The following is a 12,172-nucleotide window of genomic DNA, read 5'->3' as shown; positions in this document are numbered from 1 at the left end:
CCATCATCAAGGAATGCAAGTTCTGTTTTTCCGCCAAGGGAGGAAGATAGCGCCATACCGATCTCGCCATTGAAGGAATAAGCGCGATGAGAATCTCGACCCTGCTGGCTTTTTTCGCCCTGTTCAGCGCCAGTGTGGCTGCAACCGCGCCGGCCATGGCTGGCGATGCGTCCTGCCGTTTCCTGCCGATTGCCGACAGCACTGTGCGTTTGCAACACGCGCAGAAGGTGGCGGTGCTCTACAGCGAAAACACGCTCAACACCCAGCAATATCTCGAGAGCTATCACGCGGTGGCGGTAAAGGGGGCGCAAAACCCCGGGCTGGATAAGCGAATCAGCCAGGCGTTCGTCGACAGTTCCGACCCGCAACGGGCGATTGGTTGGTTGATGACGTCGTTGCAGAAGGAGTTCGCCGCGGTGACGGTCTATGACAACCTCGATGCGGCGCTTCAGGCTCATCCGGACGTGGTGGTGATGCTCGACACTTTCAGTCGTCTGGTGTCCAAACGCAATAGTCAGGTTGAGGCGCGGTTTGTGGCCAGGTTCTACGATTCGAACCTGCAATACATCGGCCAGGCGCAAGGTTCACGTGCCGAGCAGATGCCCTCGGTGTGGGTGCATGGCAAAGCCGCGCCACAGATTGCCGCGCAAATCAATCAGCAGACCGAGTTGCAAATGAAGGCGTTGAAACAGTTCGATGCGTCGTTGCAGACACTGGTGACCACCGGTCCAGTGGATCATGTGGCGAGCAACTGAACCGCTACCAGCCTTTGACACCGCTCATATCCGGCAGCTTGTGCGCAATGCCCTTGTGGCAGTCGATGCAGGTGGCCTCGCCCTTGGCCAATGACGTGGAATGCATGGCCGCTGCCCGTTTGCCCTGGCGGGTGAAGTCCATGAATTCGAAGTTGTGGCAATTGCGGCATTCGCGCGAGTCGTTGGCCTTGAGCCTGGCCCATTCGTGTTCCGCCAGCTCACGGCGCAGATTGAGGAATTTGTCGCGGGTGTCGATGGTGCCGAAAAGCTTGCCCCAGACTTCCTTCGATGCCTGCATTTTACGCGCGATCTTGTGGGTCCATTCATGGGGTACGTGGCAGTCCGGGCAGCTCGCGCGCACACCCGAGCGGTTGGTGTAGTGGATGGTGTCCTGCAATTCGACGTACACGTTGTCGCGCATTTCGTGGCAGGAAATGCAGAACTTCTCGGTGTTCGTCAGCTCCAGTGCCGTGTTGAACCCACCCCAGAAAATGATCCCGGCGATGAAACCGCCCAGCGTCAGGAATCCCAGGCTGAAATAAACGCTCGGCCGACAGAGGATGCCCCAGTAGTCCTTAAGCAGGGCGAACAGTGCTTTCATGGCGCCTCCTCAACGTTTCTGCGCAGCGTTGGCGTCGTCTTGCAGGATTTTGTCGATGGTCTCGAAGCTGTTGCCCACCAGTGGCAGCACATCTTTTTGCGGCACATGGCACTGGTTGCAAAAGTAGCGACGCGGTGAGACAGCCGCCAGCGCCTGGCCGTCGCGGTCCATGTAGTGGGTGATGCTGATCATCGTCGCCTGGCTGCGTGGACTGTTGGCCCGGCTGTGGCAGGACAGGCATTTGTTGCCGTTCTTGTCGATCTGATAGCCGCGAATGCTGTGCGGGATGGTCGGTGGCTGGTCAGGGTAGTTGCGCTCACGCTTGAGGTCCTTGTTTTCATCGTCGGCCAGGGGCGGCGCTGGCGCGTTTTGCGTCAGGGTGCCGCCTGGCCGGCGTCCGTCCGGGCCCGGTGCATCCAGGGGGTAATCAATCTCGGCGGCGATCGCAGCGCCCAAAAAAGTGCCCATCACGGCAAGCAGGAACAACGGCAGGATTCGAAAAGTCATGGCGGTTCTCCTCAAGCCACGCTGATCAACTCGATGCGGATCGCGCATTTCTTGTAGTCGGTCTGCTTGGAGATCGGGTCGGTGGCGTCGAGCGTGACCTTGTTGATCAGCTTGTTGGCATCGAAAAACGGCACGAACACCAGGCCGCGCGGCGGTTTGTTGCGCCCGCGGGTTTCGATGCGGGCGCGGATTTCCCCGCGGCGGCTGATCAGCTTCACTTCGCTGCCACGGCGTGCGTTCATAGCCTTGGCATCCTCGGGGTGCATGTAGACCAGCGCGTCGGGCACGGCTTTGTAGAGTTCTTCCACCCGTTGGGTCATGGTGCCCGTGTGCCAATGCTCCAGGACCCGGCCGGTGCTCAGCCAGAACGGGAAGTCGGCGTCCGGCGCTTCGGCCGGTGGCTCGTAGGGCAGGGCGAAGATGATCGCCTTCTTGTCCGGGTAGCCATAGAACTGCACTTCGCTGCCCGTTTCCACATAGGGGTCGAGTCCCTCGCGGTAGCGCCAGCGGGTTTCCTTGCCATCGACCACCGGCCAGCGCAGGCCGCGTTCGCTGTGGTAGCGATCGAAGGCCGCGAGGTCATGGCCATGACCGCGACCAAACTGCGCGTACTCTTCGAACAGGCCCTTTTGCAGGTAGAAACCAAAGGCCTTGGCTTCATCGTTCTTGTAGCCGGTCTCGATTTGCTCGACGGGAAACTCGTCGACCTGGCCGTTCTTGAACAACACTTCGAACAGGGTTTTGCCCTTGTACTCCGGGGCCTTGGCCAGCAACTCCGCGGGCCAGGTTTCATCGGTCTTGAAGCGTTTGGAAAACTCCACCAACTGCCACAGGTCGGACTTGGCGTCTCCCGGCGCGCTGACCAACTGATGCCAGAACTGCGTGCGGCGCTCGGCGTTGCCGAAGGCGCCTTCCTTTTCCACCCACATCGCGCTGGGCAGGATCAGGTCGGCGGCCTGGGCGGAAACGGTGGGGTAGACGTCCGAGACGATCACGAAGTTGTCCGGGTTGCGCCAGCCCGGCAACACTTCCTGCATGATGTTGGGCCCGGCCTGCATGTTGTTGCTGGCCTGAGTCCAGTACACGTTGAGCACACCGTCCTTGAGCATGCGGCTTTGTTGCACCGCATGAAAGCCGACTTTCTCCTGAATGGTGCCGGCGGGCAGCTTCCAGATTTTTTCCGCGGTGGCGCGGTGCTTGGGGTTGGTCACCACCATGTCGGCGGGCAGGCGGTGGGAGAAAGTCCCGACCTCGCGAGCAGTGCCACAGGCGGATGGCTGGCCGGTCAACGAGAAGGGGCTGTTGCCCGGTTCGCTGATCTTGCCCGTGAGCAAATGGATGTTGTAGATCAGGTTGTTGGCCCAAACTCCACGGGTGTGCTGGTTGAAACCCATGGTCCAGAAGGACACGACTTTACGGTTGGGGTCGGCATAGAGTTCGGCCAACGACTTGAGGCGATCAGGCGCAACCCCGGTTTCTTTCGCCGTGCGTTCCAGGGTGTAGGGTTTGACGAACTCGGCGAACTGCTCGAAGGACATGTCCGTCCAGGTATTGGCCTTGTCGGCGTTCTTCGCCTGTTTTTCCAGCGGGTTATCCGGGCGCAAGCCGTAGCCGATATCGTCGGCGCCCTTGGCGAAGCGCGTGTGCTTGCTGATGAAATCCTGATTGACCGCGCCACTTTCGATGATGTGATTGGCGATGTAGTTGAGGATCAGCAGGTCGGTTTGCGGCTTGAACACCATGGGGATGTCGGCCAGTTCGAAGCTGCGGTGTTCGAACGTCGACAGCACCGCGACTTTCACGTGCGGATAGCTCAGGCGCCGGTCGGTGACGCGGCTCCACAGGATCGGATGCATCTCCGCCATGTTCGAGCCCCACAACACAAAGGCGTCGGTGGCTTCGATGTCGTCGTAGCAACCCATCGGCTCATCCGCGCCAAAGGTGCGCATGAAACCCATCACCGCCGAGGCCATGCAATGGCGGGCATTGGGGTCGATGTTGTTGCTGCGAAAGCCGGCCTTCATCAGCTTGTTGGCGGCATAACCTTCCCACACCGTCCATTGTCCCGAGCCGAACATGCCGACCGATTCGGGGCCCTTGGTTTTCAAGGCCTGCTTGAATTTTTCTTCCATGATGTCGAAGGCCTTGTCCCAACTGATCGCCTGGAACTCGCCCTGCTTGTCGTACTGGCCGTTGTTCATGCGCAGCAGCGGCTGGGTCAGGCGGTCGACGCCGTACATGATCTTGGACAGAAAATAGCCCTTCACGCAGTTCAACCCGCGGTTGACCTCGGCCTTGACGTCGCCATGGGTGGCGACCACCCGGTTGTCCCGGGTCGCGACCATCACGCTGCAACCGGTGCCGCAAAAACGGCAGGGCGCCTTGTTCCAGTCCAGGGTGACCATGTCCGCTTCGGTGACCAGGTTGCTGGCAGTGGTGAATATCGGCAGGCCGGCCGCGGAGGCTGCAATGGCGGCGGCCTGGGCCTTGACGAATGCTCGGCGCGACATGCTCATTGGCTGTCTCCCGCGGGATCGAGAATTTCGTGATAGATCAGCGCAGCGTTGAGTACGCCCGGCAGATTGTTGATTTGATCGATGCGTTGCAGGATCTGGTTTTCGTTTACGGCCTCAAGGACTACCACCAGTTTCCCGGCGGCACTTTCCTGATGCAATTCCACGCCGTCCAATAGTCGCAGGTTGGCTTTGACGGCGTCGAAGCGTTCAGGTCGGGCAAGTACCACAAGGCTGGCGATGTGCAGGATTTCGTCCATGGTTGACTCCAACAGGCTCTATTGAAGGGCTTTTAGTTGGGCGGTCCGGGAGGGCCGTAGAGCATTTGGAAAAACCAGATAAGGAAACCGTAACTGCCGACGATAGCGACTGAAAGTAACGGGAAAAGGCAAATGACAAGAAACAGGAACAGGCGCATTTCCTTGCGTCGTTGCGGTTTTTGCTCTTCAGTCAATGACATGGAGTGCGCTCCAGCCGAACGTGCACTCCAGACTAGATCACGGAATTATAAGGGGAGGTGTTGTTACGACTTTTATCGACCGGCGGTGTCGGATGCACACCGGTCTGCCACATGTAGTTATAACACTGCGAATCGTTACAGCGCTGAGTTACAAATATGCAACGAGTTGAAAGGGTTTCTTGTTTGATAATTGTTCGTTTAGCCGATCGATAAGTGCTTTACCACTTCGGCTTCGACTGCCCCTTCGTTGGCACCCTCATCAAACTTGCTGAAGCTCCACCAGGGCACCCTTGTATCCGGCTGTTCAGGCGTGAGGAGGGCGCCGTTCGATACAAGGGCAAAAAGCATGGGGAGACTCTGGATGGAAAGGGAGCGCGTTGATGCGAATCAGGTGTGCACCAATGCGATGGTGAATGAAACCACGATCATGCAGGCAAAGGCGAAATTTAGATTCATGTCGTTTCCATCCGAGTCAGGGGTGATGGCGCTCATCTTGAACAGGTCGGACGCAAATAAAAAATTCGCCTTGGTGATTTGAAAGATCGAAGGAATTGATAGCTGGCGCGTGAATCGCGGCTTGAGTCACTGCAGACAAACTGTGGGGGCGAGCAGGCTCCCACAGTCGGGTTTTAGCTGTCGCACTATCAGCGCAGTCGCTCCAGCATCTGGTAGTACCACATGCCCGCCGCCAGCATCGGGTTGCCAAGCAGGTCGCCCATGGGCACGCGGATATGCTGGCAGGCAGCGAAGGTGTCGTACTGCTCAAGCTGCCCGGTGATCGCGCGGCCCATGATTTCGCCCATGATGTGGGTGGTGGCGATGCCGTGCCCGGAGTAGCCCTGGCAGTACCAGACGTTGTCCGAGAGTTTGCCCACTTGCGGGATGCGGTTGATCACGATGCCCATCGCGCAGCTCCACTGATAGTCGATGGCCACGCCTTTGAGTGCCGGGAACGTCTGCTCGATGCACGGGCGTAACTCGGCGGCGATGTCGCGCGAATCCTTGCCGCTGTAGTTGGCGCCGCCGCCGAACAACAGGCGGCCGTCGGCGGTCAGGCGGTAGTAGTCGAGCACGAAGCGGCAATCGTAGACGGCGAGGTCTTCAGGGTTGATCTGTTTGGCCAGGTCGCCCAGCGGCGCAGTGGTGACGATGCCGCCCATTGCCGGGAAGATCTTGCCCTTGAGCTTGCCCGGTTCCAGCTTGTGGTAGACGTCACCGGCCAGCAGCACCTGATTGGCATCGATGCGACCTTGGGCGGTGCGCACGCCTGGTTGGTCGCCGTGAATGATTTCCAGCACTTCGCTGTTTTCGAAGATCAATGCGCCCAGGCTTTCTGCCGCCTGCGCTTCGCCGATGCACAGGTTGAGTGGATGCAGGTGCATGTTGCGGGTGTTCTTGATCGCGCCGTGGTAGAGGTCGCTCTGCAGCAGGTCGCGTACCTGGCTGCGGTCGAGCAGGCTGACGTCGTCACCCATGCCGCGGCGCAGCGCTTCGTCGTAGTCCTTGCGCAAACCGTCCATGTGGGCAGATTTGTACGCCGCGTGCAGGTGGCCGTGCTTGAGGTCGCAGGCAATGCCGTATTTCTCCACCCGTTGCTCGATGATCTGGTGCCCGCGCCAGCGCAGGTGCCAGATGAAATCGTCGACTTCATCGCCGAGGCTGCGACGCATCTGCTTACGCATGGCTTCCTCGCCCGAGAGGCTGCCGGTGACCTGGCCACCGTTGCGCCCGGTGGCGCCCCAGCCGATCTTGTGGCTTTCGACGATGGCGACCTTCAGGCCTTTCTCCGCCAGTTCGACGGCCGTGGCGACGCCAGTGAATCCGCCGCCGATGATGACTACGTCGACGCGGTGCTGGCCTTGCAGGGTTGGGCAATCGGTTTCGTGGTTGAGGGTGGCGGTGTAGTAGGAGTTGGTGCGTTGGGTCATGTTTTTGTCCAGGCGAAATGAGGTCGAGAGACAGCGCGATCCTTGTGGGAGCGAGCCTGCTCGCGAAGCGGCCGGCACATTCAGCACTTGTAGTGACTGACACACCGCTTTCGCGAGCAGGCTCGCTCCCACAGGGCGGGGCGGATGGCGGTTTACGCCTCAGTCAAGTACCAACGCCAATCCTGCTCACCCACTTCAGCCATGAACTGCCGATACTCCGCACGTTTGACCGCCAGGTACACTCCCAGAAATTCCTGCCCCAACGCATCCCGCGCCCACACCGAATTTTCCAGCGCCGTCAGTGATGTCAGCCAGTCGGTCGGCAGCAACTGCGTGGCCTGCGCGTAGCCATTGCCTTGCACCGGTTCGCCCGGGTCGAGGTTCTCGCTGATGCCGCGATGGATGCCAGCCAGGATCGCCGCTGCTGCCAGGTACGGGTTGGCATCGGCACCGCAGATGCGATGTTCGATGTGACGGCTGTTGGCCGGGCCACCGGGCACCCGCAGGCTGACGGTGCGGTTGTCGACGCCCCAGGTCGGGGCCAGCGGCGCATAGCTGTTGGCCTGGAAGCGCCGGTAGGAGTTGGCATTGGGGCAGAACAGCAACAGCGAATCGAGCAGCGACGCCAGCATGCCGCCGATGGCGGTGCGCAGCAGCGGGGTGCCGGCCGGGTCCTCGGACGCGAACAGGTTGCGGCCTTCGGCATCGGCGATGCTGACGTGCATGTGCATGCCGGTGCCCGCCAGATGATCGAAGGGTTTAGCCATGAACGTCGCCTGCATGCCGTGCTTGTGGGCCACGGCTTTGACCAGGCGTTTGTAACGCACCGCCTGATCCATCGCCTGCAAGGCATCGCCGTGTTCCAGGGTGATTTCCACCTGCCCCGGCGCGTATTCGGAAATCGCCGTGCGTGCCGGAATGCCATGGAGTTTGCACGCGCCATAGAGGTCGGCGAGGAAAGGCTCGATCTGCTCCAGCTCACGCAGGCCATAGACCTGGGTATGTCGCGGTCGACCGCCGTCAGCGTCCAGCGCCGGTTGCGGGCGACCATTGTGATCGCGCTTGGCGTCCAGCAAATAGAACTCCAGCTCGCACGCCATCACCGGGTGGTATCCCTCGGCTTGCAACCGCTCGATGACCTTGATCAGCAGGTGACGTGGATCCGCGATGCTCGCCGGCATGCCTTCTTGCGGGTGCATGCTGACTTGCACCGCCGCGGTCGGAATCTGCCGCCACGGCAAACGCACCAGGCTGCCTTCGAGCGGGTAGGCACGGCAGTCGATGTCACCCACCTCCCAGACCAGTCCGGAGTTCTCGACGTCATCGCCTTGCAAGGTCAGGCCGAGGATGGTGCTGGGCAGCGGGCGACCGCTTTCATACACCGCCAGCAGTTCCTCGCGGTGCAACAGCTTGCCGCGCGGCACGCCGTTGGCATCGAGAATGAACAGCTCGATCATGTCGATATCGGGGTTGTTCGCCAAAAAGCGTTGGGCGTCTTCAAGGGCTGCGAATTTCATTGTTCATCACTCACGTTGGCGTCCCGCGGACGCACGGATTCAGGCCCGGGCGCGACGGCGGATAAAGACCCGCGACGCGCTGGCAGCGATAGCGAAAAAGTAAGGGGCTCGACGCGTCGTGGACGCAATCAGGCGAGCAGGGTGCTATCCGGCGGGCGTGCGGAGTGACGCAGTTTGGAGCGGCGCAGGGCCATGGGCAGGTTGACGATGCGCTTCATGAGGCAATGCCGTCCACGACCCCTGCAGAGGGGGTCAGGAATGAGACGTCCAGCAAGTGGTGCTCTGACGGTGCGGTGCTCATGACTCAGGTTTCCAGCAGGGGAAATCGTCGGTGGCGGATAACACGCTATCCGCAGTGACTGGATACTAGGGGTGAAAGCGCAACCTGTAAACGTCTGTTTTCAGCGCAGAAGGTGCACGGCCACCCCGATCAGCCCACAACCGGACAATACTTCGATGACCCCGCGCTTGAACTTCAGCAGGGCAATCGCGGCCGCAATGGCGATCAGCAGCGACGGCCAGTCCAGCCGATTGGCGAAGCCCTCAGGCCACAGCACATGATAAGCAAAGAAGCACGCCAGATTGACAATCACGCCAACCACCGCAGCGGTAATCGCGGTCAGCGGCGCGGTGAACTTGAGTTCGTTGTGCGTCGATTCCACCAGCGGGCCACCGGCGAGAATGAACAGGAACGAAGGCAGGAAGGTGAACCAGGTCACCAGCATGGCGGCGACGGCACCGGCGACGAAGGCCTGATCGGGACCGAACACCTGATGCACGTAGCCGCCGATGAAACCGACGAAGGCGACCACCATGATCAGTGGCCCGGGTGTGGTTTCGCCGAGCGCCAGGCCATCGATCATCTGCGTCGGCGTCAGCCATCCATAGTGGCCGACCGCGCCCTGGTAGACATACGGCAGCACCGCGTAGGCACCGCCGAAGGTCAGCAGCGCCGCCTTGGTGAAAAACCAGCCCATCTGGGTCAGCGTGCCTTCCCAGCCGAACAGGGTGGTGAGGGAGGCCATCGGCAGCGCCCACAACAGCGCGCCGATCAGGGCCAGGCGCAGCAGTTTCCAGCTGCTGAAACGGGCATGCTCGGGCGTGGGTGTGTCGTCGTCGATGACGGCGGCGCCGAAGGATTTTTGCGCGGCGCCGTGCCCGCCGGTACGGAATTTTTCGGGGGCCAGGCGCCCACCGAAATAACCGATGATTGCTGCCCCCAAAACGATCAAGGGAAACGGTACGTTGAGCGCGAAGATGGCCACGAATGACGCGGCGGCGATGCCCCACATCCAGGCGTTTTTCAAGGCCCGGGAGCCGATCCGATGCGCCGCCTGCAGCACAATGGCGGTCACCGCCGGCTTGATCCCGTAGAACAGCCCGACCACCACCGGCACCTCACCGAAGGCGACATACACCCAGGACAAGGCTATCAGGAGAAACAGCGACGGCAGCACGAACAGCACGCCGGCAATCACGCCGCCCCAAGTCCGGTGCATCAGCCAGCCGATGTAGGTCGCCAGTTGCTGGGCCTCGGGGCCGGGCAGCAACATGCAATAGTTGAGCGCATGCAGGAAGCGTCGCTCGGAGATCCAGCGCCGGCGTTCGACCAGTTCCTGGTGCATGATCGAGATCTGCCCGGCCGGCCCGCCGAAGCTTATGAAACCGAGCTTGAGCCAGAAACGGAACGCTTCTCGCAGACTGATTGCAGCGGGCTTCGCGGGTTGCTGTGCTTCGACGGGGGCAGGGCTCAAACGGCGATTCCTTTTGCAGGGACTCTCTGACACGCGACTTTAACCATGAGCACGCGGTTTGAATAGCCAGGCACTGCGTCAACTCAAAACGTAGTCCACCGGCATGAGCGGCGGCGGCAATGTCGTCTCACCCATGGCCGCCAGGACATCGCGCTCGATATCAGGTTGGGTTTGGGTCTCACGATCATGGTTGTGCGCCTGGGCAAGGACAGTGATGGAGCTGGCATTTAATCGCCGGTCATGGGCATGACGCGGCGCAGGCTAGGAGCAACGAGTCCGTACGTCCAATCACTATGAGTGACTGGGTGATCGACGGAGTCTATGAAGGATTTTCAAGCGCGCAGCGATGGTGCGCCGCTGCGGCTGTCGTCATTCATTGCGCCCCGAACATCACCGTCCAGTAAATCCCCGCATCGCTCTTCGGATCAACCGCATACGCCGCGCCGAGGTCGCGGAACTGTGGGTTCATCAGGTTGGCGCAATGGCCGGGGCTGGCCAGCCAACCGTCGACCACCTTGCGTACGCTGTCCTGCCCGGCGGCGATGTTCTCGCCGATCTGCTGGAAGTCGTAGCCCGCCAGTTCGGCGCGATCGCCTGGGGTACGGCCGTCGCGGTCCTTGTGATCGAAGTAATTGTTGTTGGCCATGCTGCGCGCCTGGGTTTCGGCGGCGCTCGCCAGGGTGGCGTTCCAGGCCAGCGGCGTGGTGGCGTTGAAGGTTTGTGCGCCACATTGGCGGGGGCGGCTGCGCGCGACGTTGAGTTCGGCGAGCAGTTTCTGCCCTTCGGTCTGCCAATCGCCCAGGCGTGCGCTCAACAATGGCCGGGCCAGTACGATGCGCCACTCGCGGTCCTGGCGGCTGACGCCGACGTCGACGAACTGCGGGTCGAGCACTATCTGGCAAAAACTTTCCTGGATCGCCTTCATCGCCGAGGGCGCATCACGCGGCCCGGTCAGGCTGATCGCCTGCACATTCTTCATCGGATACCCTGCACTGGCCATGGCCTGTTGCAGGTTGCCGACGCTGGCGGCGGACAGCACCAGCCGCGGGTCGGCCGACAGCGGCGGCAGTTCCGATGACACCTGGCCTGCGCAACGCTGCAACTGGGCGCGGTAGACGTTGATCGATTCGATCAGTTGCGACTCGTCGCTCGCCAGCGCGGTGGCGGCAAACAGAAGTCCCAGTGAAACCCCGGCAAGGCGCAGGGTGGACGATAGGAAAGGCATGGAAATCCTCCTTGAGCTGACTGCGCCCATGATGCGCGAAGTGCCCCCCTTGAGCGCAATGCCTTTTTCCGGGTTGTTGCATCCTCCGCGCCATCATTTCACTACTACACTCAAGCGATACTGCCTACGGAGTAGTGTCCGATCATGCGCCACGCCTGGATTTCCACCTGCCTCGCCCTGACCCTGCTCGCTGTCCCGGCATTCGCCACTGACCAGGAACAAAAACAGAAAGTCGCCGAAGACAAGGCCCAGGTGCTGGAGCACAAGGCCGCAGAAAACAGCGGCCCCGCGGCAGTGCCCAAGTCTCAAGCCATTACCCAGCCTGAGGTCCAGGCCGTGGACCCGGCGGGCAAGGCGCCGCTGGATGACGCCATCACCTGTCTCGCCCGTTCGATCTACTGGGAAGCCAAGGGCAAGGACTCGGCCGACATGGAAGCGGTGGCCAACGTGGTCATGAATCGCCTCGGCCATGAAGGTTTTCCCGATACCGTGTGTGCTGTAGTCAAGCAGGGCTCGGAGACCAGGAGCTGCCAGTTTTCCTGGTGGTGCGATGGGCGCCCGGACTCCGTTCAGGAGGAGGTGCCTTACGCGATGGCCAAGGAAATCGCACGCAAGGCGCTGAACAAGCAATTGCCGGATCGCACCAAAGGCGCACTGTATTTCCATGATCGCACGGTGAAGCCGGACTGGGCCAAGGAGTACACCCATACGGCGGACATCGGATTGTTCAGGTTTTACAAACCCCAGGGCGGTGATGCGAAGTAATCATATTTACGTGAAAAACCCTTGAAATTTATCCAGGCCCGCGAAACTGCAATATTTCTGTTTTACAAGCTTCATGACGGAGCAACGCGTTAGAAATGTCATGAGTGGAAACAGAACATGAAGCAGGCGTGGTTTTTCAGCAGTCAT

At 60.8% G+C, this 12,172-nt stretch carries 11 protein-coding genes; 2 read left to right on the top strand and 9 right to left on the bottom strand.

Features of this window, described 5'->3' with window-relative positions; genetic code table 11:
• The first annotated feature begins 86 nt into the window (after positions 1–86).
• On the top strand, positions 87–755 hold the full coding sequence (locus tag HGP31_RS17580; protein ID WP_083349257.1) for an ATPase: 669 nt from the start codon (positions 87–89) through the stop codon (positions 753–755).
• Positions 756–759: 4 nt separating this feature from the next.
• Here the strand turns inward: HGP31_RS17580 and HGP31_RS17575 are convergent, their stop codons facing one another.
• The 9 genes from HGP31_RS17575 to HGP31_RS17535 form a co-directional block, all read right to left on the bottom strand.
• Entirely contained in the window at positions 760–1,356 is a 597-nt protein-coding gene (locus HGP31_RS17575; protein ID WP_020799567.1) for a cytochrome c3 family protein, read from the bottom strand.
• 9 nt (positions 1,357–1,365) lie between these two features.
• Positions 1,366–1,824 carry a nitrate reductase cytochrome c-type subunit gene (locus tag HGP31_RS17570; RefSeq protein WP_414896148.1) on the bottom strand — a complete coding sequence of 153 codons (459 nt, stop codon included), beginning with the start codon at positions 1,822–1,824 and terminating at the stop codon, positions 1,366–1,368.
• Positions 1,825–1,874: 50 nt separating this feature from the next.
• Positions 1,875–4,379 carry a nitrate reductase catalytic subunit NapA gene (napA, locus tag HGP31_RS17565; RefSeq protein ID WP_168758296.1) on the bottom strand — a complete coding sequence of 835 codons (2,505 nt, stop codon included), beginning with the start codon at positions 4,377–4,379 and terminating at the stop codon, positions 1,875–1,877.
• Complete coding sequence (locus HGP31_RS17560; RefSeq protein ID WP_168758295.1) at positions 4,376–4,636, bottom strand: chaperone NapD; 261 nt, start codon at positions 4,634–4,636, stop codon at positions 4,376–4,378. Before HGP31_RS17560 ends, napA begins: the two co-directional genes overlap by 4 nt.
• 32 nt (positions 4,637–4,668) lie before the next feature.
• Positions 4,669–4,836, bottom strand: coding sequence for a periplasmic nitrate reductase, NapE protein (gene napE, locus HGP31_RS17555; protein ID WP_020799563.1), 168 nt, complete (start codon positions 4,834–4,836; stop codon positions 4,669–4,671).
• 644 nt (positions 4,837–5,480) lie between these two features.
• A complete protein-coding gene (locus HGP31_RS17550; protein WP_168758294.1) occupies positions 5,481–6,764 on the bottom strand; it encodes an NAD(P)/FAD-dependent oxidoreductase in 1,284 nt (427 codons plus the stop codon).
• Positions 6,765–6,916: 152 nt separating this feature from the next.
• Complete coding sequence (locus HGP31_RS17545) at positions 6,917–8,281, bottom strand: glutamine synthetase family protein (RefSeq protein WP_168758293.1); 1,365 nt, start codon at positions 8,279–8,281, stop codon at positions 6,917–6,919.
• Between the two features lie 401 nt (positions 8,282–8,682).
• The gene (gene chrA, locus HGP31_RS17540; RefSeq protein ID WP_168758292.1) at positions 8,683–10,035 is read right to left on the bottom strand and encodes a chromate efflux transporter; all 1,353 of its coding nucleotides are present in this window, start codon (positions 10,033–10,035) and stop codon (positions 8,683–8,685) included.
• A gap of 373 nt (positions 10,036–10,408) precedes the next feature.
• Positions 10,409–11,260, bottom strand: a complete 852-nt coding sequence (locus HGP31_RS17535) for a CAP domain-containing protein (protein WP_020799556.1) — start codon at positions 11,258–11,260, stop codon at positions 10,409–10,411.
• A gap of 144 nt (positions 11,261–11,404) precedes the next feature.
• Here HGP31_RS17535 and HGP31_RS17530 point away from each other — a divergent pair, with 144 nt between their 5' ends.
• Positions 11,405–12,025, top strand: a complete 621-nt coding sequence (locus tag HGP31_RS17530; RefSeq protein ID WP_151142539.1) for a cell wall hydrolase — start codon at positions 11,405–11,407, stop codon at positions 12,023–12,025.
• Positions 12,026–12,172 lie beyond the last annotated feature (147 nt).

This window comes from Pseudomonas umsongensis (assembly GCF_012647205.1).
Classification (GTDB): Bacteria; Pseudomonadota; Gammaproteobacteria; order Pseudomonadales; family Pseudomonadaceae; genus Aquipseudomonas; species Aquipseudomonas umsongensis.
The sequence above is the reverse complement of the archived record's forward strand: the minus strand, read 5'-3'. Positions and strand labels throughout refer to the sequence as shown.

Bases quoted from the DNA above. Each gene is read 5' to 3' on its own strand.
- HGP31_RS17580 (WP_083349257.1), top strand. From the start codon at position 87: ATGAGAATCTCGACCCTGCTGGCTTTTTTCGCCCTGTTCAGCGCCAGT.
- HGP31_RS17575 (WP_020799567.1), bottom strand. From the start codon at position 1,356: ATGAAAGCACTGTTCGCCCTGCTTAAGGACTACTGGGGCATCCTCTGT.
- HGP31_RS17570 (WP_414896148.1), bottom strand. From the start codon at position 1,824: ATGGGCACTTTTTTGGGCGCTGCGATCGCCGCCGAGATTGATTACCCC.
- napA (WP_168758296.1), bottom strand. From the start codon at position 4,379: ATGAGCATGTCGCGCCGAGCATTCGTCAAGGCCCAGGCCGCCGCCATT.
- HGP31_RS17560 (WP_168758295.1), bottom strand. From the start codon at position 4,636: ATGGACGAAATCCTGCACATCGCCAGCCTTGTGGTACTTGCCCGACCT.
- napE (WP_020799563.1), bottom strand. From the start codon at position 4,836: ATGTCATTGACTGAAGAGCAAAAACCGCAACGACGCAAGGAAATGCGC.
- HGP31_RS17550 (WP_168758294.1), bottom strand. From the start codon at position 6,764: ATGACCCAACGCACCAACTCCTACTACACCGCCACCCTCAACCACGAA.
- HGP31_RS17545 (WP_168758293.1), bottom strand. From the start codon at position 8,281: ATGAAATTCGCAGCCCTTGAAGACGCCCAACGCTTTTTGGCGAACAAC.
- HGP31_RS17535 (WP_020799556.1), bottom strand. From the start codon at position 11,260: ATGCCTTTCCTATCGTCCACCCTGCGCCTTGCCGGGGTTTCACTGGGA.
- HGP31_RS17530 (WP_151142539.1), top strand. From the start codon at position 11,405: ATGCGCCACGCCTGGATTTCCACCTGCCTCGCCCTGACCCTGCTCGCT.